21 protein-coding genes and 1 pseudogene are annotated in these 24,092 nt (G+C 70.3%); 15 read left to right on the top strand and 7 right to left on the bottom strand.

What is annotated here, in order from left to right; all coding sequences use genetic code 11:
* The 6 genes from B3I25_RS06150 to B3I25_RS06125 all read left to right on the top strand — a co-directional run.
* Nucleotides 1-603: IMP dehydrogenase (locus B3I25_RS06150; protein ID WP_286738310.1), on the top strand; the 603-nt coding region annotated here is incomplete at its 5' end.
* Nucleotides 604-758: 155 nt separating this feature from the next.
* The gene (locus tag B3I25_RS06145; RefSeq protein WP_286738309.1) at nt 759-1,736 is read left to right on the top strand and encodes an SURF1 family protein; all 978 of its coding nucleotides are present in this window, start codon (nt 759-761) and stop codon (nt 1,734-1,736) included.
* Nucleotides 1,729-2,322 carry a DUF3817 domain-containing protein gene (locus B3I25_RS06140; RefSeq protein WP_035965872.1) on the top strand — a complete coding sequence of 198 codons (594 nt, stop codon included), beginning with the start codon at nt 1,729-1,731 and terminating at the stop codon, nt 2,320-2,322. Before B3I25_RS06145 ends, B3I25_RS06140 begins: the two co-directional genes overlap by 8 nt.
* Nucleotides 2,323-2,364: 42 nt before the next feature.
* Complete coding sequence (guaA, locus tag B3I25_RS06135; protein WP_064847319.1) at nt 2,365-3,963, top strand: glutamine-hydrolyzing GMP synthase; 1,599 nt, start codon at nt 2,365-2,367, stop codon at nt 3,961-3,963.
* A 95-nt stretch (nt 3,964-4,058) separates the two neighbouring features.
* Nucleotides 4,059-7,892 carry a hypothetical protein gene (locus B3I25_RS06130; protein ID WP_286738306.1) on the top strand — a complete coding sequence of 1,278 codons (3,834 nt, stop codon included), beginning with the start codon at nt 4,059-4,061 and terminating at the stop codon, nt 7,890-7,892.
* On the top strand, nt 7,882-8,283 hold the full coding sequence (locus B3I25_RS06125) for a hypothetical protein (RefSeq protein ID WP_286738304.1): 402 nt from the start codon (nt 7,882-7,884) through the stop codon (nt 8,281-8,283). Before B3I25_RS06130 ends, B3I25_RS06125 begins: the two co-directional genes overlap by 11 nt.
* An 88-nt stretch (nt 8,284-8,371) precedes the next feature.
* On the opposite strand, the gene cpaB is transcribed toward B3I25_RS06125, so the two are convergent.
* The 3 genes from cpaB to B3I25_RS06110 all read right to left on the bottom strand — a co-directional run bounded on the left by cpaB (nt 8,372) and on the right by B3I25_RS06110 (nt 10,329).
* The gene (cpaB, locus tag B3I25_RS06120) at nt 8,372-9,046 is read right to left on the bottom strand and encodes a Flp pilus assembly protein CpaB (protein WP_286738302.1); all 675 of its coding nucleotides are present in this window, start codon (nt 9,044-9,046) and stop codon (nt 8,372-8,374) included.
* Between the two features lie 222 nt (nt 9,047-9,268).
* Nucleotides 9,269-9,622, bottom strand: coding sequence for an FmdB family zinc ribbon protein (locus B3I25_RS06115; RefSeq protein ID WP_064847316.1), 354 nt, complete (start codon nt 9,620-9,622; stop codon nt 9,269-9,271).
* A 68-nt stretch (nt 9,623-9,690) separates the two neighbouring features.
* Nucleotides 9,691-10,329, bottom strand: a complete 639-nt coding sequence (locus B3I25_RS06110) for a 5-formyltetrahydrofolate cyclo-ligase (RefSeq protein ID WP_286738301.1) — start codon at nt 10,327-10,329, stop codon at nt 9,691-9,693.
* A 122-nt stretch (nt 10,330-10,451) separates the two neighbouring features.
* Between B3I25_RS06110 and galU the strand changes: the two genes are divergently transcribed.
* From galU to B3I25_RS06090, 4 genes are all read left to right on the top strand, one after another.
* Nucleotides 10,452-11,360: a UTP--glucose-1-phosphate uridylyltransferase GalU gene (gene galU / locus B3I25_RS06105; protein ID WP_085106442.1), complete on the top strand. Its 909-nt coding sequence runs from the start codon at nt 10,452-10,454 to the stop codon at nt 11,358-11,360.
* A 13-nt stretch (nt 11,361-11,373) separates the two neighbouring features.
* Nucleotides 11,374-12,018, top strand: coding sequence for a GNAT family N-acetyltransferase (locus tag B3I25_RS06100; protein WP_064847314.1), 645 nt, complete (start codon nt 11,374-11,376; stop codon nt 12,016-12,018).
* Between the two features lie 127 nt (nt 12,019-12,145).
* Nucleotides 12,146-13,063, top strand: a complete 918-nt coding sequence (locus B3I25_RS06095) for a hypothetical protein (RefSeq protein WP_286738299.1) — start codon at nt 12,146-12,148, stop codon at nt 13,061-13,063.
* 80 nt (nt 13,064-13,143) lie between these two features.
* On the top strand, nt 13,144-15,033 hold the full coding sequence (locus tag B3I25_RS06090) for a CYTH and CHAD domain-containing protein (protein ID WP_286738297.1): 1,890 nt from the start codon (nt 13,144-13,146) through the stop codon (nt 15,031-15,033).
* Nucleotides 15,034-15,220: 187 nt separating this feature from the next.
* On the opposite strand, the gene B3I25_RS06085 is transcribed toward B3I25_RS06090, so the two are convergent.
* Nucleotides 15,221-16,999, bottom strand: a complete 1,779-nt coding sequence (locus B3I25_RS06085; protein WP_286738295.1) for an MDR family MFS transporter — start codon at nt 16,997-16,999, stop codon at nt 15,221-15,223.
* On the bottom strand, nt 16,996-17,616 hold the full coding sequence (locus tag B3I25_RS06080; RefSeq protein ID WP_064847310.1) for a TetR/AcrR family transcriptional regulator: 621 nt from the start codon (nt 17,614-17,616) through the stop codon (nt 16,996-16,998). The genes B3I25_RS06085 and B3I25_RS06080 overlap by 4 nt, the downstream gene beginning before the upstream one ends.
* Nucleotides 17,617-17,920: 304 nt before the next feature.
* Between B3I25_RS06080 and B3I25_RS06075 the strand changes: the two genes are divergently transcribed.
* From B3I25_RS06075 to B3I25_RS12345, 5 genes and pseudogenes are all read left to right on the top strand, one after another.
* Complete coding sequence (locus tag B3I25_RS06075; RefSeq protein ID WP_286738294.1) at nt 17,921-18,946, top strand: hypothetical protein; 1,026 nt, start codon at nt 17,921-17,923, stop codon at nt 18,944-18,946.
* A gap of 11 nt (nt 18,947-18,957) precedes the next feature.
* The gene (locus tag B3I25_RS06070; protein WP_286738293.1) at nt 18,958-20,166 is read left to right on the top strand and encodes a glycosyltransferase; all 1,209 of its coding nucleotides are present in this window, start codon (nt 18,958-18,960) and stop codon (nt 20,164-20,166) included.
* Nucleotides 20,156-21,121 carry a WcbI family polysaccharide biosynthesis putative acetyltransferase gene (locus tag B3I25_RS06065; RefSeq protein WP_286738292.1) on the top strand — a complete coding sequence of 322 codons (966 nt, stop codon included), beginning with the start codon at nt 20,156-20,158 and terminating at the stop codon, nt 21,119-21,121. Before B3I25_RS06070 ends, B3I25_RS06065 begins: the two co-directional genes overlap by 11 nt.
* Complete coding sequence (locus tag B3I25_RS06060) at nt 21,118-21,660, top strand: DUF3253 domain-containing protein (protein WP_286738291.1); 543 nt, start codon at nt 21,118-21,120, stop codon at nt 21,658-21,660. The genes B3I25_RS06065 and B3I25_RS06060 overlap by 4 nt, the downstream gene beginning before the upstream one ends.
* Nucleotides 21,661-21,724: 64 nt before the next feature.
* Nucleotides 21,725-21,847, top strand: a pseudogene (locus B3I25_RS12345) (M20/M25/M40 family metallo-hydrolase); the annotation flags it as partial.
* 84 nt (nt 21,848-21,931) lie between these two features.
* Here the strand turns inward: B3I25_RS12345 and B3I25_RS06055 are convergent.
* Nucleotides 21,932-23,161 carry a metal-dependent hydrolase family protein gene (locus B3I25_RS06055; RefSeq protein ID WP_286738290.1) on the bottom strand — a complete coding sequence of 410 codons (1,230 nt, stop codon included), beginning with the start codon at nt 23,159-23,161 and terminating at the stop codon, nt 21,932-21,934.
* A gap of 34 nt (nt 23,162-23,195) precedes the next feature.
* Nucleotides 23,196-24,092, bottom strand: an 897-nt coding sequence (locus tag B3I25_RS06050) for a cation diffusion facilitator family transporter (protein WP_414672695.1), incomplete at its 5' end; no start/stop codon positions are given.

Below are 24,092 nucleotides of genomic sequence, written 5' to 3'. Positions count from 1 at the left end.
GTCTCGCGCACCCAGGAGCCCCTGGACCTCAAGAAGTTCATCTATGACCTGGACGTTCCCGTGATCGTGGGCGGCGCCGCGGGCTACACCCCGGCCCTGCACCTCATGCGCACGGGTGCGGCGGGCGTGCTCGTGGGCTTCGGGGGCGGCGCGTCCCTGCGCACCGAATCCATCCTGGGCATCCACGCGGCCATGGCCTCGGCCATCTCCGACGTCGCCGCGGCCCGCCGCGACTACCTCGACGAGTCGGGCGGCCGGTACGTCCACGTGATCGCCGACGGCGGTCTGGGCACCTCGGGTGACATCGTCAAGGCCATCGCCATGGGCGCCGACGCCGTGATGCTCGGGACCCTGCTGGCCCGCGCGGAGGAGGCCCCGGGTCAGGGCTGGCTGTGGGGTCCCGAGGCCCACAACCCGCACTCACCGCGCGGTGTGCGCACCCACGTGGGGACCGTGGGTCCTCTGGGCGAGCTGCTCAACGGGCCCTCGCGCCACGTGGACGGCTCCTCTAACGTGATCGGTGCCCTGCGCCGGGCCATGTCCACTACCGGCTACTCCGAGCTCAAGGAGTTCCAGCGCGCGGACGTGGTGATCCGCAGCTGATCCCCCCCCCGCGCCGGGCCGCGGGTACGCCCGCGCTTCCGGCCCGGAAACCGGTGGCCGTGACGGACCCGTGACCCGTGGCCGTCCCGTGATCGGGGCTGCCCATACCCCCGCTGATTTGGGAAACGTCCAGCCCGGAGCACTAGGGTTGAGGGGTGCTCAAGACCGCCCTGCGCCCCCGCTCCCTGGCTTTCCTGGCGGTCGCGCTGATTGTGGCGGCACTGTTCGTAGTGTTGAGCATGTGGCAGTTGAACGCTTCCCTGCAGTCTTCCACGGTGGTGGATCCCGCCAAGGACCGGGTCTCGACCCTGGAAGACGTGGTCTCCCCGGGGGAAGCCACGACCGCTCAGCAAGCCGATCACATGGTATCCGCGGTCGGGCGCTACGTCCCCGATTCCACGGTGCTGGTCCCGGGGCGGTTGCAGGACGGCAACCCTGGGTACTGGGTGGTCACCCAACTCGCGATCCCCGATTCGCAACAGCGCTGGGACGCCGCCGATAACGACGTCTCGATCGCGGTGGCCCGGGGCTGGGTCGCTTCCGCCGACCGGGTGCCGCGAGCGCCGTCGGACGAGATCCGGGTGATCGGCAGACTCCTGCCCACGGACTCCCCGCTACCGAGCGAGAACGCGCCGGCCGGGCAGGTCGCTTCCGTGGCGTCCGCGCAGCTGAGCAATCTGTGGGACGCGCCCCTGTACTCGGGGTACGTGGCCGCGTTCGCGGAGAACCCCGCGGCGGAACCGGCGCCCGTGACCCGGGAGGGTGCGCTCGCGGTGTCGGCCGGGCTCATGGGGGAGGGGCTGGAACCCCTGCAGATCCAGCAGCAACCCGCGGACACCTCCGTGCACGCCCTGAACCTGTTCTACGCGATCGAGTGGGTCGTGTTCGCGGGCTTCGCGTTCTTCATGTGGTGGCGTTTCGTGCGGGACGACTACCTGCGCCGGCAGGACCCCGAGAAGTACTTCTACTTCGACGGCGACTACTTCTGGGACGAGGCCGAGCAGTCCTACTACTACTGGGACGCCCAGGACCAGTGCTACTACTACTTCGACGACCAACCCGCGGTGCGCACGGAATCGCGCACCCCGCCCACGAGTTCCACCCCGCGATCCCACGGAGCCAGTCATGAGTGATCACACGCCGCAGCCCGATTCCCAGCCCCGCCCGGTGCGTCGCACCGACGGCGTGCGGGTCACCGCGCCCGAGGACGCGAGCCCCGAGCGCGCGACCGTCCCGGACAGCGTGCGCGCCAAGGCCGCCGCGCTGAAACCACGACGGCGCTTCGGCGGGACCGAGGCGCAGATCCGCGGCGCGCTGACCTTCTACAAGGTGTGCGCGTGGATCTCGGGTACCTTCCTGCTGCTGCTCGTCGCGGAGATGATCACCCGCTACGGCTTCGGCTACGACCTGATCGCGGGCGGCACGGACAAGGCCACGGGGCAGAGCGTGGCCCTGGGCTGGCAGGACCTCGAGCTCGAGAACCTGGCCGGGGGCGTGAACATCTCCACGTGGATCCTGATCATCCACGGTTGGTTCTACGTGATCTACCTGCTCTCATGCCTGCGCGTGTGGTCGCTCATGCGCTGGCCGTTCGCGCAGCTGGTCGTGATGGCCCTGGGCGGTGTGGTGCCGTTCCTCTCGTTCATCGTGGAACGCAAGATCCACCGCTCCACGGAGGCCGAACTCGTGGCCAATCCGCGCGCCGCCCGGCGCTATTGAGACCGGGCGAGGGTGTCCGAGCGGTGTTCTAGACTTGTCCGCGTGAGTGAATCCCCTGACACCCTGAGCGAACTGGAGCAACGTCCGGTACTCGTGGTCGACTACGGCGCGCAGTACGCGCAGCTGATCGCCCGCCGGGTACGCGAGGCGAACGTCTACTCCGAGATCGTCCCGCACACCTGGTCCACCGAGAAGATCCTGCAGCGCAACCCCGCCGCGCTGATCCTCTCCGGCGGCCCGGCGTCCGTGTACGCGCCCGGTGCGCCGCAACGGGACGCCGAACTGTTCGAAGCCGGCGTGCCCGTGCTGGGGATCTGCTACGGCTTTCAGATCATGGCCAACGCCCTGGGCGGGACCGTTGAGCGCACGGGTGTGCGCGAGTACGGGGCCACCGCCGCCTCGACCTCCGGGGACGGCGTGGGCACCATCCTGGACGGCACCCCGGACGTGCAGACAGTGTGGATGAGTCACGGTGACTCGGTCACCGCCGCGCCCGAGGGTTTCACGACCCTGGCTACTACGGAGGGCGTCCCGGTGGCGGCCTTCGAGAACCGCGAGCGTAGGCTCTACGGCGTGCAGTGGCACCCCGAGGTCAAGCACTCCGCGTACGGGCAGAAGATCCTGGAGAACTTCCTCTTCGAGGGGGCCCAGCTCACGCCCACGTGGTCCACGGGCAACATCATCGAGGAGCAGGTGGCCGCGATCCGCGCCCAGGTGGGTGACGGCAAGGCCTTGTGCGGGCTCTCCGGCGGTGTGGACTCCGCGGTGGCTGCAGCCCTCGTGCAGCGCGCGATCGGGGACCGTCTCACGTGCGTGCTGGTAGATCACGGTCTGATGCGCCAGGACGAAGTCGCGCAGGTCGAGAAGGACTACGTGGCCGCCACGGGCATCAAGCTCCACGTGGCCCGCGAGCAGGACCGCTTCCTCGCCGCGCTCAAGGGTGTCACCGACCCCGAGACCAAGCGCAAGAACATCGGCCGGGAATTCATTCGCGCGTTCGAGGCCGCCGAGCAAAAGGTGCTCAGCGACGAGGCCCAGGACGGCCAGCCCGTCCGGTTCCTCGTGCAGGGCACGCTGTACCCGGACGTCGTGGAATCCGGCGGCGGTGAGGGTGCCGCCAACATCAAGAGTCATCACAACGTGGGCGGGCTGCCCGAGGACCTGCAGTTCGAACTCGTGGAACCGCTGCGCGCCCTGTTCAAGGACGAGGTCCGCGCCGTGGGCCGCGAACTGGGACTGCCCGAGAACATCGTGGGCCGCCAGCCATTCCCCGGTCCGGGTCTGGGGATCCGGATCATCGGTGAGGTCACCGAGGAGCGCCTGGACATCCTGCGCCGCGCGGACGCGATCGCCCGCGAGGAGCTCACGCGCGCCGGTCTCGACGACGACGTGTGGCAGATGCCCGTGGTGCTGCTCGCGGATGTGCACTCGGTGGGCGTCCAGGGGGACGGTCGCACGTACGGCCACCCCGTGGTGCTGCGCCCGGTCAGCTCCGAGGACGCCATGACCGCTGACTGGTCCCGCTTGCCCTCCGAGCTGCTCGCCCGGATGTCCAACCGCATCACCAACGAGGTCGAGGAGATCAACCGGGTGGTCCTGGACGTCACGTCCAAGCCGCCGGGAACCATCGAGTGGGAGTGAACCCCACCGCGTAGAGAGCCATCGTCAGTTGCGGTGCGCCGGTCCGCCCCATCCCCCGTGGTGAGCAGACCGGCGCACTCGTGAGTAGGAGCACCATGTCGACACCCGCCCCGGACCGTTCCCGAACAACCCCCCAGGACACGGGCGCCACGGGCGAGCGCGAACACCCCCGCGTGTCCCTGCGTTCCTGGACCCAACAGATGGACGCCTACACGGGCCCGGACACCCTGCTGGACTTCAACCAGGTGGACAACGTCTGCATCGATCTCACCGAGGCCAACTCCTCGGGGCAGGCACAGTTGCTCATGGGCCGTCCCACCCGGCTGTCCACGATGATCCACCAGGACAGCCCCGCGTACGAGCGCGCCGTGCGCTCGGCCCGGGCGCTGCGCACCAAGGTCCACGAGCTGTCGGTGATGCACGGTCTGGACGCCTCCTACCTGGCCGCGGGCACGGCGTCGTGGCTCGCCGATCCCGTGGCGGACGGGTTGCGCCGGTTCATCGCCCCGGTCCTGCTCGCCCCGGTCACGGTCAAGTTGCGCCCGGACCACAAGGACTTCGAATTGCACATCGTGGGTCCCGCCCACCTCAACCCGGCACTCGTGCGTCGGCTGCGCGAGGACCACGGCGTGGAACTGGCCACGGCGGAGATGTCCCGGCTCGCGTACGGCACCCGCAAGTTGGACCCCGCGCCCGTGCTGGAGACCCTGCGCCAGCTCGCGGCCCATGTCCCGGGCATGCACGTGGAACACGAGTTGCTGGTCTCCACGTTCGCGGATCTGCACGAACGTCCCGCGGACGAGCACGTGGTCGCGCACACCCAGTTGATCGAGGACCTCGCCCGGCTCAAGAACCCCGAGGTCGGCAAACTGCCAGTCGTGCGCCCCCTGACCGATCAGGCACCCGGTCTCGACGAGCGCGACCCCGCCCAGGAGCTGCTGCTCACGGACCTGGACGCCAATCAGCAGGAGATCGTGGACCTCGCCGAACAGGGTGAGAGCTTCGTGGTCGCTACACCCGTGGGCACCGCCGCGGTGGACACCGTGGTCTCCACGGTCGGCGCGCTCGTGCACCGCGGCCGCAGCGTCCTGGTGCTCGGCGAGTCCCGCACCACGCTCGCCGCGTTCAACCGCGCGTGGAACCGCACCGGCCTGGACTCCCTCGTCCTGCCGCTGGGCTCCCACCTGAGTCCGGACGACGTCGCGGAGCGGCTCGTGCGCGCCGTCGCCCGCAACGAACGCGCCGAGCAGCCGCAGCTGGAACAGCACCTGGACGCCCTGCAGCGCAGCCGCGAACAGCTGCGGGTGCACGAGGAATCCCTGCACGCACTGCGTCCCCGCTGGCAGGCCTCGCCCTACGAGGCCATGCAGGCGCTCGCGGAACTGACCGCGCGCACCCCCGGACCGCAGACCGCCGTGCGGTTCCGCCGTTCCGTGCTGGACGCCGTGTCCCACCGCAGCGAGGTGCAGCGTCAGCTCCAGCGCGCCGCGACCCTCGGCGCGTTCGACGCTGCGGCGCTCGCGAGCCCGTGGCACGGTGCGCGGCTCGTCAACGACGACGAGGCCCGTGAGGCCCACGACCTCGCCAAGTCCCTGCTGCTCGAACTGACCACCCTCAAGACGGCCCTGCGCAACGTCCTGGGGGTCTCGGGGCTGCGCGTGGGCTCGACCATCGGCGAATGGGAGCAACAGCTCGAACTCGTGATCGAGGTCGGGGAGTCGCTCGAGTACCTCACACCGGACATCTACGACCGGCCCGTGACGGACCTGATCGCCGCGACGGCCTCCGCGTCCTGGCGGCGGGACCACGAGATCGAGCTGAGTGGGCTGCAGCGCTCCCGCCTGCGCAAGGCCGCCAAGGAATACCTCCGACCCGGCGTGCACCTCTCGGACCTGCACTCGGCGCTCGTGAAAGTGCAGTCCGAACGGGACAGGTGGCGCCAATGGGCCACCACGCTCGAACAGCCCGCCGTCTCGGACCGCGCCGGGGAGACCCTGCAGATCCATCGCCGGTTCCGAGAGGACCTCGAGGGGCTCGCGATCGCACTCGAGGGCTCGCGCACTGCCGCGCGCCTGGAGACGGCCGGGGTGGACGAACTCCAGGAAATCCTGGACGAACTGATCAACGACGAGGCCCACCTCGCGACCCTGCCCGAACGCACCGTGTTGCTCGACGACCTGCGGGCGCGCGGGCTCGGGGAGTTCCTGCAAGACCTCGAGACCCGCGCGGTACCCGCCGAGCGCGTGGGCGAGGAACTCGACCTCGCGTGGTGGCAGTCCGTGCTCGAGGCCATGATCAGCGGTGATGACTTCGTGGCCATGCCGGACGGTTCCGAGCTGCGCCGCACGGAATCCGTGTTCCGCCGCGCCGATTCCGCCCACATCGCGGCCGCACCGGCGCGACTCGAGTACGCGCTGGCCGAGCGCTGGGCGCGGGACACCAAGCGCAACCCCCGGGAGGCTCGCGCGCTGCGGAACATGCTGCGCAGCGGTCACGTGCGCACCGAGGAGCTGGACCGGGTCCAGCACCTCACGCCGTCGCTCGTGCCCGTGTGGACCGCGAGTCCGCTCGTGCTCACCGCCACGCTGGGGGAGGAGCAGTCCGTGGACACCGTGGTGGTCCTGGACGCCGAGTCCACCCCGCTCGCGGCCACGCTGCCCGCGCTCGTGCGGGCGGATCAGGTCATCGCGTTCGGTGACCGCAACGCCGCGGGTCCTCAGCCCTTCACGGTGGCCCCGCACGTCGCGGCCCGGGACACTCCGCAACCCGTCGCGGACATCGACTCGGCGTACGACGCACTGACCCGCGTGGTGGACTCCCGGTCCCTGACCTCGGTGCGCCGGCCCATGGACCCCCGCTTGTTCGACTACCTCAACGACGCGTTCTACGACGGCACCCTGACCCGCGTGCCGCAGGCCTCGGAACTGACGAGCGTGAGCACGGGGATGTCCGCCGAGTACGTCGTGAACGGCGTGGGCATGCTCACCGCGGGCAGCGAAGGGGTGCAGGCACCCACCGCAGAGGTCCACCGCACCGTGGACCTGGTCTTCGCCCACGCCGAGCGGCACCCCGAGCGGTCCTTGGCCGTGGTCACCGCGAGTGCGATGCATGCCGCCCGCGTGGCCCAGGCCGTGCAACGTCGACTGCGGGAGACCGGTGAGTCCGCCGAGTTCTTCGCCCCGGGGCGGGAGTCCTTCCGCGTGGTCGAGTTGCACCGGGCCGCGGGGATCGAACGGGACACCGTGATCTTCTCGCTCGGCTTCGGGCGCACCACGTCCGGGCGCAGCACCCCGCAGTTGGGTGCACTGTCCGAGCGGGACGGGCGCCAGGCGTTCGTGCGCGGGATGACCCGCTCGCGTCGCCATACGCACATCGTCACGTCCATCCACCCCAAGGACACCGAGCCGCGGCGGCTGCAGAACGGCGCCAGGGACATGTACCACATGCTCGAGATCCTCTTTGGGGAGGACACCACGTCGGAGCGCGCGGTGGCTCCCGCCGAGGACACCGACGCCGCCCCGGATGCTTTGGTCGCTGATCTCGCCCGACGGCTGCGGGGCGCCGGAGCCACGGTCCACACCGGCTACGCCCACATGATCGACATGGCCGCGTACGCGGAGACCGAGTCCTTGTCCGCGGGGGCTGTCACCCAGCGTGCGGCCACGGGCGAGCCCGTACGCATCCCGGTGGCGCTGCGCTCCGACGGGTCCGAGCGCAGCCGCGCGCTGAGCGTGCGCGAACGCTCGCGGCTCATCCCGCAACAGCTCGAACGCGCGGGGTGGAACTACGTGAGCCTGTGGTCCGTGGAGGTCTTCACGGACCCGCAGACCGTGGCCGGTCTCGTCCAGCGCTACCTCGGCCTGGGGCCCGATGCGGGGTCCGACTCGGAGACCGACGCGCGGAGAGTGAGCGGTTCGTGTGACGACTAATCGCCCGGCGGGCCGTCCTGAGTCCTCGCGGGACGGCTCGGACGCCGGGGACGGGCGCTCGCGGGACGAGGCGGCGCCGAAGGAGGTGGCTCCGGATCCTGCGTGGGGCCCAAGGCCCACGGATGGCGAGGACGCCCCGGGCGCAGCGGTCACCTCGTCCGAGGGCGCCCCGGATGGCGCCACTTCCGCCCAGCCCGGGGGACGACGCCGCCGCGGCCACCGCCGCGCGACGGGCGGAACCGCGCCGGACGCGGAGTGCGCGCTGCGCACCACTGAGTGGGGTGCGGGCTCCGACGAGCTGGGCGGCGACGCCCCGGACCCCCGGGAGGCTGCCGCGGAGAGCGGCCACGCGCAGTGGTTGAAACAGCAGCGCCCGCCCCACTGGGGGTGAACCGGCTGCCGGATGGATCCGGTGGTGATTCCACCCGAGTCCGTATGACCTCGACCCGGGGCAGGGTTTTGCATGATCCCGCGTTCCCTCACGACGACACCAGGACGAGGGACACCCGACCCGTCCCGTCGAGCGTGGCCAGTTCCGCGGCGGTCTCACGGGACGCCGCCAGGACCACGAGCCCGGCATCCCCGTCGGTGCTCGACGCGGAGAGCAGGGACGAGGTGTCGGGGGAGCGTGCGGTCGCGGCCCACAGCACGGTGACCGATTGGGCCACGGTGCGACCGCGCCCGTTCGAGGCATCGTCGGTGTGGTGCACCACGTCCACCACGTCACCCGGTCGGACATGTCGTAGCACCGCGGGATCGCTCACCCGCACCGTCGCAGCGGTGGTCCCCTGGGGCTGACCCGTGAGCACCCCGGGGCCCAGCACGGTGGACGGTGTCACGGGTTGCCCCGCGGTCAGGGCGATCGTGGTGGTCTGCCCCGCGGCGTCGTCGGGACTGCTGAAGGCTGACGCGGGGGTGAGGGCGGACGGGAACTCTGCGACCGTGAGGTCACCAGGCGCAAGGGACTGGCCCGCGGGGATCTCCCGGGCCGCCGTGACCACGGGTGTGGTCTGCGCGCTCGGCGGGGCGAGTCGCAGGATCACGAGCGTCAGGGCCAGGGCACACAGCGCGGCGGCCACGAGGCGGTGGCGGCGCCGCACCGCGGTGCGGACGCGCAAAGCCAGCGGATAGTGCGGACGGGATCGGGAGCGCATACCCGGACGCTAGGCGGGCGGCGTCGTCGTCCCGGAGCGGCGTGGTGGATCGGTGGAGACCGGGGGTGGGCTCAGCGCCGAACACTCACCCGTGCAGTGCGCTCGCCGCGGCGAGAGTCAGGCATGCGCCGGTCTGTCGACCCGGGTCCCGTCGTGCAGGGACGCCGCGCTGGTCCGGTCAGCAGCGGGCTCGGCGGAAGTGACCGTGGGAGCGACGTCGACTCAGGACGCGGAGGTCGACCCGCTCGCGGTCGAGGCGGAGGATGAGCTCGTGCCGCTGCCGGAGGTGGCGGACGCAGCGGTGCCGGAGTCCTTGCCTGCGCCCTTGTCCGCGGCCGGGGTCGCGGTGGCATCCGCCGATCCCGAGGGGCCGGAGGAACTCCCGCTCGAGGAGGAGTCCGAGCGCGAGTCGTTGCGGTAGAAACCGGAACCCTTGAACACCACGCCCACCGAGTTGAACTTCTTCCGCAACCGGCCGCCGCATTCCGGGCACACCGTCAGGGCGTCGTCGGAGAAGGACTGGCGGATGTCGAAAGCATGGCCGCAATCTTTGCAGGCATAGGCGTAAACGGGCACGGGTGTTCCTTCGAGGGGTGAGGGTGGTTTACCGACCTCACATCCTACTCGCCCGTCCACGGCTGCGATCACTGCCCGGAGGGCCCCAGGGGCACGACGCCGCGTTCCGTGAGGACGCTGCCGAGCACGGCATCGTGCGCTTCGCGGGGGACGGTCCCCGCCGGCAGCACCTCGTCCGCGTAGCAACAGGCCATGGCCTCCAGCCGGTGCTGGATCCCCGTAACGCGCGGCAGGAACCGGTCGTAGTACCCGCCCCCGAAGCCCAGCCGCACACCGGCCTCGTCCACCGCGACCACCGGCACGAGCAACACCCGCACCGCCGTGAACACCTCCGCCCCGTGCCGTAACCCGGCGGGTTCGAGCAGCCCGGGCAACGCCCCCTGGACCAGAGGGGCATCCGGATGCCACTGCACCCAGCTCAACTGCCGCAGGGGTTCCACCACGGGCAACCAGACCCGGTGGCCGCGGTGATGCGCCTGCGTGAGCGCGGACAGCAGGGGCGGCTCGTCCGGCAGCGGCAGGAACGCAGCCAGGTCACCCGTCCCGGTCCCGGCGAGGACGCGCGCCAGGTGCTCCGCGAACCCCGTCTCCGCCCGGTGCCGTGCGGCCGCCCCACGACGACGCCGCCGCGCCAGGATCCGTGCGCGCAATCGCGCCTTATCCTCGGGGACCGGGGATGCGTCCGCGGGGGATGCCGTGGGGTCCATGCGTCGTCGACCGTCCTTCCCTGTTCACCGTTGGGAGTACATTTCCCGAGAATTCTCGCATTTCCGGTATCACACGGGCGTTGGAACGCGGGCGCCCGTGTGCGGTCGTTTACCCTGATCCCATGAGTCGTGAAGAGACCAAGCGCGTACACAAGGCCGTCATCCCCGCCGCGGGGTTGGGCACCCGATTCCTGCCCGCCACCAAGGCCATGCCCAAGGAAATGCTGCCCGTGGTGGACCGCCCGGCCATCCAGTACGTGGTGCAGGAAGCCGTGGACGCCGGCCTGGACGACGTCCTCATGATCACCGGCCGCTCCAAGCGCGCCCTCGAGGACCACTTCGACCGCGTCCCCGCGCTCGAGGCGCAACTGGATGCGTCCGGTAAGAAGGCCCTGTTGGCCGAGGTCGAGCACGCGTCGGACCTGGGCGAGATCCACTACCTGCGGCAACAGGACCCCAAGGGGCTGGGACACGCGGTGTTGCGTGCCCAGACCCACGTGGGCGACGACCCGTTCGCGGTGCTGCTGGGCGACGACCTGATCGACGAGAAGGAAGACCTGCTCGCCCGGATGATCCGCGTGCAGGAGCGCACCGGCGGTTCCGTGGTGGCCCTCATGGAGGTGCCCCGCGAGAACATCAGCGCGTACGGCTGCGCGGACGTCACCGCCGTCGAGGGGGAGGACTACGTCCAGGTCAACGGCCTCGTGGAGAAGCCCGCGCCGGAGGACGCCCCGTCCAACCTCGCGATCATCGGCCGCTACGTGCTGCACCCGGAGATCTTCGAGATCCTTGAGAACACGGCCCCCGGCCGCGGTGACGAGATCCAGCTCACGGATGCCATGCAGACCATCGCGGACCGCGGGGATGCTGCCCACGGCATGTACGGCGTGGTCTTCAAGGGCCGCCGCTTCGACACCGGGGACAAGCTGTCCTACCTCAAGGCGAACATCGAGCTCGCGTGCGAACGCGAGGACCTCGGTCCGGGCCTGCGCGCCTGGATCAAGGACTACGCCCGCGACCTCGAAGGCTGAGGTCCCCACCTTCGTGAACACGGCTGCAGAATGGCCGGTCACCCTTCAGTGGGCGCAGCTCGTGCTGCGCCCACTGGCCATGAGTGACCGCGGTGAATGGGACCGGGTGCGCTACCGCAATAGGCAGTGGCTCGAACCATGGGAAGCGAGCAACCCCGAGGCGGACGGCGCGGCGCCGTCGTTTCGTGGTTTCGTGCGCTCCATGACCAAGCAGGCGCGGGAAGGGCAGACCCTGCCGTGGCTGATCACCGAGCAGGACCCCGGGACCCGGCGCCACGAACTCGTGGGGCAACTGACCGTCTCGGGCATCACCCTGGGGTCGTTCCGCTCCGCGACGTTGGGCTACTGGGTGGACGGCGCGCAAGCCGGGCGCGGGATCGCCCCCATGGCGGTGGCCATGGCCACCGACTACTGCTTCGAGCACCTGCGGTTGCACCGGATGGAGATCAACATCCGCCCGGAGAATGCCAAATCACTGCGGGTCGTGGAGAAGCTGGGTTTCCGGGACGAGGGGCTGCGCCCGCGGTTCCTGCACATCGCGGGTGACTGGGCGGACCACCGAAGCTTTGCGCTCACCGCGGAGGAGGTCCCGGAGGGGCTCGTTCGTCGGTTCACGGGCGAGGACCGGGGGATCACCGTCCGGCGCGCGTCTCGCTGACAGCCTTGTGAAAAGGCTCCGGACGGCGTCATAACTGCATCGAATTACATTGATGTGAGCAACACGCGTTTGCGTTCCGGGGGATCACGGCGCGGTGTCCTACGCTGAGACGGTGGGATTGTCGTGGGTGAGCAGTTCGGCCGTATTGGCCATTATCATCGTGCTGTGCGTCGTGCGGTTCGCACCGCGCGTGGCTCGGCGCACGAACGCTCCTGTTCGTGCCCAGGTGGAGGCCCCAGATCTGCAGACCGGTGCCGTGATCCACAGGCAGGAGCGCGTGGGCGCGGAGTCCACTACAGTGCACACAGTAGCCTCATCACACGTCCACGAACGGGAGACGAAAGCCATGGAGACAACGGCACCCGCGCCGGGCGCGACCACAGTCCAGCGCGGTTCCCTGGCGGGGCTGCGGATCAAGTGGGACCGCACCATCATCTTCCTCACCGGGGTGTTGCTGCTCCTGGCCGCCGTGGTGAGCGCTCTCGCCGCACCGCTGACCGCCGTGTCCTGGGCCGTACCAGTGGTCCTGTTCCTGCTGGGCGCCGGGTGCGTGGCCGGTCTGCGCTACCTCGCCGTCACCGACCGTGAACAGCGCGCCGCCGCCCGTCCCGTCACCGCGGACGTCGCCCCCGTGCAGTACGCGATCTTCGACAACGAGGACGAGGACCGCCAGGAAGCCGCTCAGCACGACCGCGAGCTGCACGCGTCCCTGGATCTGCCCGTGGACGGTGAACAGCCCGCCACCGGAACCGCCGAACGTCCCGCGGAACCCGTCTACACCGTCGCCGAGTTGCGCGCCGAGGCCCTCAAGGTCGCCCGCAGTGCGGCACCGGCCGCGTCGAGCGCCACCACGTGGCAGCCGGTCCCGGTGCCCAAGCCGCTCTACACGCAAGCGCCCGTGGTCGAGCGCAGCGAGCCGGAACCCCTCCGCGTGCCCGAGCGCCCGGCAGCCCGTTCAACGTCCCTCAAGGAAGCCGTGCGCGCCGGTGAGCAGGAGCCTGCGGCGCTGAACCTCGACGACGTGTTGAAGCGACGTCGGGCCTGAGAGCTCTGCAGAACATTCGTTGACAGCAACGCGCCGCGGCACCCGACCAGGGCCGCGGCGCGTTCCACACAGGGAGCACCATGGTCACCCAACAGGTCGAGATCGAACGCAAGTACGATGTCGCGGGGCAGCGCACCCCCAGGCTCAAGCTGCACAAGCTCAAGAACTTCACCGTGGGTGATCCCGTGGAGCACGAGATGAGCGCCACGTACTACGACACCGCCGATCTCGCGCTCGCGCACGCGAAGGTGGCCGTGCGGCGTCGTACGGGCGGCAGCGACGACGGCTGGCACGTCAAGTACCAGGCTGGGCAGGTGCGCGGGGAACTGCATTACGAGCCGCTGAAGACCTCGGCGCAGCGGATCCCCGCCGCGCTGCGCAGGGTCCTCACCGGCCTGACCCTGGGCGAGGAGCTCACCCCGGTCGCGACCATCAACACCCACCGCACGGTGTACCCGGTGCTCGGGGAGGACGGTCAGTACGCGGAGCTGTGCCTGGACGCGGTCAGCGCGCGCGACGAGCGCGGCCGGGTCACGCGGGAATGGTCCGAGTGCGAGGTCGAGCTCACGCGCGACGACCTCACCCAGAAGCAGGCGCGCACGGTGTTCGAGGCCGTGGAGTCCGTGCTGTACGCGGCGGGGGCGGCGCCGTCCTCGTCGGTCGCGAAGATCGCCCGCGCCCTGGGCCAGGACGGTGGCGACTCGGTGCGGGTCGTCGCCCCGGAGCACGCCGCAGAGGCCGGTGCCTCCGACGACGCCGCCCTCCCGGAGCGCGCAGGTTCCGGTGCCGTCGATGCTGCGTCCTCGGACGGGGCCGAGGGCGCGGACGGAGCCGACGGTGTGAAGGGCTCCGAGAAGAAGTCGGGCAAGAAGGCCAAGGCGGAGAAGTCCGGGAAGAAGTCGAAGAAAAAGACCGAGAAGAAATCGGGGAAGTCCTCGGACAAGGACTCGCAGGCCCCCGCTGCTGCGGAGCCGGAGCCCGAAACGGAGGCCGAGCCGACCGGAGCGGACGTTCTCGCGGCGATGATCGCCCGCCTGACCGGGGAGCTGCAGCGGTGGGACTTCGCCGTGCGGATCGACGCCCCGGACTCGGTGCACCAGTTGCGGGTGCGCTCACGGGCGTTGCGGGCCGTACTGCAGGCCGCGCGTGGGTTCGTGACCGAGGACGTCGTCGCGGATCTTGAACAGCGCCTCAAGGGTGTTGCCAGGGTCCTGGGTGATGCCCGCGATCAAGAGGTCGCCCGGCAGCGACTCGACGTGTTGCTCGAGGCCCAGCCCTCCGGCGTGGTGACGGAACAGGCCAAGCAGGAACTGCGTGCCGCGGCCGACCAGCTCGGCGTGGTGGCGGGCCGCACCGTGCGCCGGGAACTCGACGGTGCCGCCTACCTGCAACTCGTGCGGGACCTGCGAGCGCTCGCGGCGGGCCAGGACATCACCGAGGACGCGGCGCAACTTTCGGCCAAGGACTTCGCCAAGACCGTACTGGGTGCCGCGTTGAACCGTGTGCTCGTCTCCGCCAACGCCAAGGTCCCGGACGCCGATGTCGCGACCGACGTCAGCGACATGGCTGCCGAAGTGGGTCGACGCATCACCCTCCCGGGTCTGGACGCAATGCAGACCGCCGCGGCGTTCGACGTGGTCCACGAGACCCGCAAGGCCGCCAAGTCCGCGCGGTACGTGTCCGAGGCACTGGGGCACGCCCACGCCACGGCGGGCAAGAAGCGGGTCCGTGCGGCCGCGGTGGCCAAGGACTACCAGGACGATCTGGGCGTGATCACGGACGCCGCCGTCATGGAGGAGTGGTTGGCCCGGGCCAGCCGGTCCTTCCAGCGCACGGGCAAGGACCGCTACGCGGTGGGTCTGCTGCACGGGATGGAGTTGTCCAACCTGCGGGACGGGATGCTCGAGGCGCCGGAGATCCTCGAGGATCTGGTGGAGGACCTGTGCGAGGTACTGCCGTCGGAGGACTGACGAGCACCGCCCCGCCCCTGGGGTGGATCCCAGGGGCGGGGCGGTGCTGTCGCGCGGTTGCGGGCCCGTGATGTCGGGCACTGCATTCGTGGCGGGGCCGTCTCGCCTCAGCGCCCGCCCGGTCAACGCGGAGCGGCTGGTCCCGGGGTGCGAACGGCGTGCATCACTCGGATCCCGGAGCGCTCTTTCAGGCCCGGTGGCGCGGCGCCGGGCGGCCACCGCGTCGGCCTCTGCGCGGCGGGCGGGCCGCGGTCTGCGTGGCTGCCGACGCCTGCGAGGTCTCCCGGGTTCGTGGGGACTCAAAGGCGGCACTGTCCGTCACGGTCCCCGGCTGACGAGGGGATTCTGCGGGGCGGTCCGAGGCGCCCACTGCCGCCTGCGCCTCGGTGGCGGTGGCCTCGACCGTGGAGATCTCGCCCGTGCTCAGGTCCACGCGGGTGGCCAGGGGCTTCTCCTCCACGAACAGCAGCAGCACGAACGCGAGCACCGCGAGCGGGATCATGAACAGGAAGATGGGCAGCAGGGCGTCGTTGTAGGACTGGATCACCGGGTCGCGGAACATGGCCGGCAGCCCGTGCACGCTCTGCGGGGTGAAGGAGTTGGCGTCCATCGCCCCGGAGGACTTGCCCGGGATCTTGGGCAGGTTCTCCTCCAGCAGGTCCTTCAGCCGGGAGATGAACAGCGAGCCCACCACGGCGGAGCCCACGGTGGCTCCCACCTGGCGGAAGAAGTTGCTGGAGGCGGTGGCGGTGCCCACGATCCGGTTGGGCACCGAGTTCTGCACGATGAGCACCAGGATCTGCATGCTCAGCCCGATGCCCGCGCCGAACACGGCGAGGAACACGCACATCCGCACGGTGGAGTCCGAGACCTCCAGGGTGGACAGCAGCCACAGGCCGATGCCCATGATCACCATGCCCACCAGGGGGAACAGCTTGTACCGGCCCGTGCGGGAGACGATCTGGCCCGAGACGATCGAGGTGATCAGCAGGGACGCCATCATGGGGGTCATGAGCAGACCGGCCTGGGTGGCGTCCACGCCCTTGACCATCTGGATGTAGGTGGGCATGTAGCCGATCGCGCCGAACATGGCCACGCCCACCGCGAGCCCGGACACGGTGGTCAGGGTGAAGTTGCGGTCCTTGAACAGGGACAGGGGGATCACGGGGCTGCTCGCGCGGGTCTCGGCGATCACGAAGGCGATGGCCCCGGCCAGGGTGGTGGCGCACAGCAGCAGGATCTGCGGGGAGTTCCAGTCGTACTGGGTCCCGCCCCACGTGCACACCAGGATCAGGCACGTGGTGGCACCGGCCAGCAGGATCATGCCCAAATAGTCGATGCGTTCGCGCTCCTCGCGGGGCCGCCGGGGCAGCTTGAGGAACACGGCCACCGCGATGATGGCCAGGATGCCGAGCGGGATGTTGAAGGAGAACGCCCAGCGCCAGCCGGGACCCTCCGTGATCCAGCCGCCCAGCAGCGGCCCGGCCACCGAGGACACGGCGAACACGGCGCCCATCACGCCCATGTACTTGCCGCGCTCACGGGCGGGGACCACGTCCGCGATGGAGGTCTGGGCGAGGATCATCAGACCACCGCCGCCCAGGCCCTGCACCACGCGGGCGGTGATGAGCCAGCTCATGGTCCCGGCCGCCGCACCCAGGGCGGAGCCCGCGATGAACAGCACGATGGCCGCGATCAGCACGGGCTTGCGGCCGAGGAGATCGGAGATGCGGCCGTAGACCGGCATCATCACGGTGGAAGCCAGGATGAAGCCGGTGATGACCCAGCTCATGTGGTCCACACCGCCGAGGTCCCCCACGATGGTGGGCAGGGCGGTGGAGAGGATGGTCTGGCTGAGGGACGCGAGCAGCATGACGACCATGAGGCTCGCGAACAGCAGTCCGAGGTGGGGTGGTTTCTCGTCCACAGGAGGGCTGGATACAGCCCGGGTGGCGGTGGCGGTCATGAGATCTCCTTGAGAGCGGTGCGGAAGACGCCGATGGCGTGGTCGAGCGCGCGCTGGATGGCGGCGTCGTCGGGTGTGGTGGCCAGATGCGTGTTGGTACGGAACACGAACTTGATGACCGAGCCGGCCAGCAGGACGAACGCGTGGGTCGTCTCCTCCGAGCGGGGAGGGGTGTCGCGCGCGGAGTGTTCGGTGACGGTGGAGACCACGAGGTTCTCCACCGCGGTGATGTGCATCCCGATGCGCCGTTTGAGTTCGGGGTGGGCGCACATCAGTTCACGACGGCGCGTGGCGAGCTCCGGGGGGCCTGTGGCGTCCCGGAGGACGTCTACGAACAGGCGCACGGTGCGAGCGAACTCGTCCCCGGCGTCAGGATCCGTATAGCGCTCGCGAGCGGCCTCGGACAGTCGCGGCGGGGTGAGCCCCAGCATCGCGTCCTCCTTGGACGAGTAGTAGTTGAAGAACGTCCTGCGGGAGACCCCGGCACGTTCGGCAATGGCTTCCACGGCGGTGTCGGCGTAATTCCCCGACGTCGCGAGCTCCAGCGCGGCGCGATGGATCTCCGCGAGGGTGCGAACACGGTGGCGTTCACGCAGGGAGAGATGGGATTCAGGCACGACGAAAATCCTATGCACGAGTGCAAATTTGCACAAGTGCAACGAGTGCACGGGTGAAGTGAGTTCCGCCACGACGTGCGGGGTGTGACCGGCAGCCAACCCGGGTCCTTTAAGACGCATGCGATGCCCCCCCGGGCCCTCTCGGACGCACCCGGTACCCACCCACCCGCCCGCTCCTGGCCGCCGCGGCAGCCGGACTGCACAACACCTGGGGCCCGAAAATGCACGGATTCTCGAATCCACGTGTTGTTCCGGGACACAGATGTTGGGGCCGGATGGATGGCCGGGTCGATACAGTGGGGCGGTGACAGTTCCCCTCCTCGCCTGTGTGGGCCCGGCCCAGCACGGTGTCCGCATGCATGCCGAGGCACTCGCGCGGCACACCCCGGAAGCCCGATCGGTGTCCGGCACGGTCGACGAACTCCTGCCCGACCTGCTCCGCGACGACGCCCCCGTGCACCTGCACTTCACCGACCGCGTGTTCGGCGATTCCGCCACGGCCGCCGCGGACACGATCGCCCGGTTGGCTCGGGTCCGGCCCGTCTCGGTGACCCTGCACGACATTCCCCAGCCGTCGGACGGCTACGCCTTCGGGGCACGGCGTGCGGCCTACGAGCTCGTCACGGAACTCGCGCGCACCATTATCGTGAGCAGCGACTCGGAACGTCGCCAGCTCGAGCGGTTCGTCGCAGCCGATGTCACCGCCGTTTTCGTGGACCCGCTGCCCATCGATCCGCCGGAGCCGGGGGAGTGGGCGGCCGCGCGACGTCATCCGGCGAACGGCACTCCGAGCGTGGCGATGCTCGGCTTCCTGTATCCGGGCAAGGGCCACGACCGTGTAATCGCGGCCCTCGAAGGTGTGCGCACCCCGGTTGACGTCGTGGCACTGGGCCGCCCCTCGGACGGTCACGACGACCTCGTCCCGGCCCTGAACGCCGCGGCCCGCGCGCTCGGGCACTCGTTCAGCGCCACGGGATTCCTGCCCGACGCCGCCCTGACCCGCGCCGCGCGAGAGGTCACGGTCCCGGTGGTCGCACCGTCCCACGTGTCGGCCTCCGGATCGGTGGGCCGGTGGATCGCGAGCGGACGCAAACCCCTCGTGACGCCCCACCCGTTCTTCGAGGAACTCGCGGCGCGGGCCCCATGGGCGCTTACGCTCACCGATGACCTCCCGACGGCGCTTGCTCGCGCACTCGAGGATCCCGCCGCCACGTGGATCGATCCCGCCGCGTGGGATGCGACTCAGGTCCCCGGCACGGCTGCTGCCGCCGCAATGCAATGGGAGCGGATCACAGGGGATCGACTCACACCTCGGCGAGGTGCGCTGTGAGCGCGCCGTCGATGAGCGTCATTGTCCCGTATTTCGAGAACCAGCGCGGCCTGGACCGTCTGCTCGCCGCATTGGCGCAGCAGGACCACCCGGTAGAAGAGGTGGAGGTTGTGGTCGCCGACGACGGCTCCGCTGAGGCCCCCACGATCCCGCCCGTCCCGTTCACATGCACCATGGTGCGCCAGGAGGACCGGGGCTTCCGCGCGGGGGCGGCGCGCAATCTCGGGGCGCGCACTGCGCGGGGTGATGTGCTCGTGTTCCTGGACGGGGACATGATCCCCGAGCCGGGGTTCGTCTCCGCGATGCTCACCGGGCTCACCCGTGCGGATGACGGTCACGGCGCGCTCGCGGTGGGCGCTCGCCATCACGCGGCGCTCGACGGCCTCGACGTGCCCGCCGTGCTGCGCTGGGTCGCGGGCGAGGACGTCCCCGGCGCACGTCGGCTGCAGGATCCCGTGTGGCTCGCGGACGGCTACGCCCGCACGGCGGATCTGGCGGACGCGGGGACCGAGGACTTCCGGCTCGTGATCAGCGCGCTGCTCGCGATGGACCGCGCACTTTTCGAGCGCTGCGGTGGCTTCGACGAGACCCTCGTGGGCTACGGCGGCGAGGACTGGGACCTGGCGTACCGCTGCTGGCAAGCGGGGGCGCGCTTCACCCACGTACCGGGGGCCGGGGCGTGGCACGACGGTCCCGACCTCGCCGGCCGCAGTGCCACGCGCGCGGTCAAGGACGCCGAAACTCTCGCCCTCGCCCGGCGGATCCCACTGCGCAGCACGCGCGGGTCGGGTGTCGCGTTCGGCCAACCGTGGGCGGTCGTGCAAGTGCACGGGCACGACGACGCCGCCGAGGCCTACCTCACCGCCGCCCACGTCCTGCGCGACACGGATGCCGGGGTGTGGTTCGTGGACCGCGCGGAGGTCCCGGACGCGCTCGCCGAGGACCCCCGGATCCGGATCGGTGCCCCACCGCAGAACGTGCTCGACCGGGCCGTGGTCCTCGCCGATGTCCACGCGCCCCTCTCACTGGACGTGCCCCTGCGTCGGTGGAGCGAGCGCGGGGAGACTCATGTGCCGGGGCTGCTCACGGTGCGTTCCGTGCGTGCCGTGAACCGGGCAGAATCGAATCCGGTGGACGTGGACCCGGACGATCCGCAGGTCCCGGTCCACGCCGCGGACACCGCACGACGACTCGAGGACAGGGTGGGACATGACCACTGAACCGACGATCGACGCACACATCGCGGGCCGCCGGGTGCACTACGGGGACTTCTACGGGCTCAACGAGTTGCCCGATGTCCCGCTGTTCGCGGTGTACGGCAACTGTCAGGCCGAGTCCCTGCGCGTGCTGCTCCACGGCGCACTGGCCGGTGGGTGGTACGGCGTGCGCCTGCCACCCGTGCACGAGTTGACCGAGCAGGACCTGCCCCACCTGCACGCCCTGTTGCCGCGGCTCGCCCTGTTCGTGACCCAGCCGGTCGTGGCCGGATACCGCAGCCTGCCCCTGGGTAACAACGACGTCCTCCCGCGCTTGGCCGCCGACGCCCGGATCGTGCGCATCCCGGTGATGCGCTGGACCGCCCTCATGCCCACGCTCGCGATCGTGCGGGCCCCAGGCGTGGGGGACCCTCCCGTGGCCCCGTACCACGACCTGCGGGTGCTGACCGCCGCGGCCCGGGGTGAGTCCACGGTGGAGCTGACCCGCCCGACCCCGGAGGCAGTGTGGGCGGCACGGGAAGAGTCGCTGCGACAGCTGCGGGTGCGGCAGGACGTGCACCGTGCCCTCGATGCCGCCTCGATCCTGGATGCCGCCGGCCCCAATGCCGTGCACGTGATCAATCACCCGGGTAACGGGGTGCTCACGGAGGTCGCTGCGGCGATCCTGGCGGAGGCCGGCCTCAGCGCGACCGTCCCCGATCCCGGGCGGGTACTGCTGGGTGGGATCCGCGCACCGATCTACGCGAGCACGCTCGAAGCCCTCGGTCACGATCCCGACGACTTGATCGGGGGTCCGCACGACGACTGGATCATCCACGGGGAACACATCCCGGAACAGGACATCGCGGCCGAACACCTGCGCTGGTACGCCCGGAACCCTTCCGTGGTCACGGCCGGTCTGGCGCGCCACGAACTACTCATCTCCCGCCTGGGACTGGATGGGGGGCTGCGCCGATGAGCCCGGAAAAGAACGACGCGGCGACCGCGGCGTCGTCGGGCCCCGAACGCACTGCGGACGGGCACCACATCGTGGTCAACGGGCGCACATGGCGCGCCACGGACCCGTGCATCCCTGAGAAGTTCCGGGAGGAACTCGTCCGCGAACTCATGAGCGCCCGGAGAGCCGTGAAGTCCAAGGACGAACACGCGCGCGAGCGGGTCCAGGACGCGAAGGTCGCGCTGGGGGAGCGAGGTGACCCGTGGTGGGAGACCCCCTCGGAGTCCGGGCTGCGGGAACGGCGTGCGGCCACGATCCGTGCGTTGCTGCGGCACCGAGCGGGCACGACGATCTGCCCGTCCGACGTCGCCCGGACCCTGGGCGGGGACGAATGGCGGGACGACATGCCCGGGGTGCGGGCGGTGGCCCGGGAACTGGCGGACGTGGGGGAGATCACGGTGCAGCAAAAAGGTGAGACGGTGGACATCACCACAGCCCGTGGCCCGGTCCGGCTCGCGCCGGGGCCGGAACTCACGGGGATGCCCGCGGACGGGGACTGAAACCGCTCGTCCGGACCGAGGAGGTCGCGTGACGTTCCTGGACGACGCGACATCACTGCGGCCCGACCTGCACACCGCTGGTCTCGTGGGCGCGGCCACACTGCTGAGCGCTCGCCGGGACGACCTGGCGGGCCACGTCGTGTTCATGGTCCAGCCCGGCGAGGAGGGACCCGGCGGAGCAGCGCCCAGGCCGCGGCCCTCGCCGAACTCGCGTGGGAGCGTCTGGCGCGCGCCTGATGTTCCTGCCGGGGGCCGGGGCGGTGCGCCCCGCTCAGCGCACCCGTTCCCCGGCCTGCCACACCCCGCGGACCCGGCCGCGCAGTTGCGTGACGCCCTCGCGGTGGAGATCACCCTGGAGTAGGACCAGATCCGCCGTGGCGCCACGCTCGAGGTTGCCCAGGCACGGTTCCTCGATGAGCTGCGCGGCCGTGGATGTCGCGGCACGCAACGCGTGAGCCGTGGACATCCCGTTGGCCGCCATGAGCTCGATCTCCTCGAGGTTCTCGCCGTGGGCGCCCACGCCCGCATCCGTGCCCATGGCGATCTTCACGCCAGCGTCGTGGGCCTTGGCCACGGACGCGCTGTGGGCTTGCGCCACGCGGCGGGCCTTCTCGACCACGCCCGGGGGCATGGGCACGCCCGCCTCGTGGGCCGTGATCACCGCGAGCGGGGCCTGCAGCGTGGGGACCAGGAAGGCGTCGTTCTCCAGGAGCAGCTCGATGGCCTCGTCGTCCAGGAAGATCCCGTGTTCCACGGATCGTGCTCCGGCGCGCAGGGCGTTCTTGATCCCGGGGGCACCCTGCGCGTGGGACATCACGTAGGCACCCTGTGCGCGGGCCTCGGCCACGATGACCTCGATCTCGTCCGGGCCGAACTGCGAGTGCTGCGGATCGTCGTCGGGGGACAACACACCGCCCGTGGAGCAGATCTTGATCTGGTCTGCACCGGCCCGCAGGATCTCGCGGGCCTTGCGCCGCACGCCGTCGGGACCGTCGGCCACGCCGTCGGGGCGGCCGGTGTGCGGCGCGAGCATGGGTGAGCACGCACCTGAGAGCAACCAGCTGTCCCCATGGCCCCCGGTCTGGGACATGGTGCTCACCGAGAGTTTCACGCGTGGTCCGCGGACCAGCCCGGTGGCCAGGGAATGCTTGAGGCCGGCGTCCGCACCGCCGGCATCGCGCACGGTGGTCACACCGGCGTCGAGCGTGCGGCGCATGTTGTCCACCGAGCGGTAGAACTGCGTGGAGAACGGTTCCGCGAAACCCGCGAGGGACCCCGCGTTGCTCACGGTCAGGTGTACGTGGCAGTCGATGAACCCCGGGGTGAGCGTGTGTCCCGAACCGTTCACCGTGCGTGTGTCCTGCGAGGCCTGGATCTCACCGTGCGAGGCCAGCCGCTCGATGCGTCCTTCGCGCACCAGGACGTCCCTGGTCCCGGAGTGGAAGTCCGTGCCGTCGAAGACGACGACGTCCGTGAACAGCGTGCTGGTGGGTTCCTTCATGGTGTCCTCCCGGGGTGTGGGCGTTGCGGCGGAGTCAGGCGTGCAAAACCTCGTGGGATTCCGAATCGCGAATGTCCGCCGTTTCGATCTGGAACGTGGAGTGGTGTACCGACACGTCGAAGTGTTCCGCGACACACGTCTTCACGTCCCGGAGCAAGTCTGCCGCATGCCCATCCCGGAAGCACTCGTCCTCCACGACCACGTGCGCGCTGATGGTGGGAAGGCCCGTGGCGACCGTGGAGGCGTGAACGTCGTGCACGTCCACCACGTGGTGCAGGGCCATGATGTGCTCGCGGAACAGGTCCAGATCCAGGCCGCGCGGCGTGAACTCCATGAGCACCGCTGCGGTCTCGCGCATGATCCGCACGGCGCGGGGGAGGATGAGCGCGGCGATGAACAGTGCCGCCACGGTGTCCGCGCGCTGGAACCCGGTGGTCGCGATCACCACGGCGGCCACGATGACGCCCAGCGAGCCCAGGGCGTCGTTGACGACCTCCAGGAACGCGGCACGCATGTTGAAGTTGCTCTCCCGACTCGAGGACAGCACCAGGATGGCCACCACGTTGCACGCCAACCCCACGGCGCCGAAGACCAACAGCTCCGTGGGCGGTACCTCGCGCGGTTCCACGAGCCGCCGGACACCCTCCACAGCGGCGAAGATCCCCACGCCCAGCAGGAGGGTGGCCTGGCCGAGGGCCGCGATCACCTCCACGCGCCGGAACCCCCACGTGTGCTTGGAATTGGCCGGGCGCGTCATCAGGTGCGCCGCGACGAGCGCTACGAGCAGCCCGATCGCATCCGTCAAGGCGTGGACGGTGTCGGTCAGCAGGGCCAAGCTCCCCGTGATTACCGCCCCCGCCGCCTGGGCCACGACCATCCCCGCGGTCAACCCGAAGGCCACCCGCAGTCGCCCCGGGTGTCCCGTGGCCCC

Source organism: Kocuria sp. UBA1838 (genome assembly GCF_002338785.1).
GTDB lineage: Bacteria > Actinomycetota > Actinomycetes > Actinomycetales > Micrococcaceae > Kocuria > Kocuria marina.
Note: the sequence above shows the minus strand (reverse complement) of the source record. Positions and strands in the feature narration are given on the sequence as shown.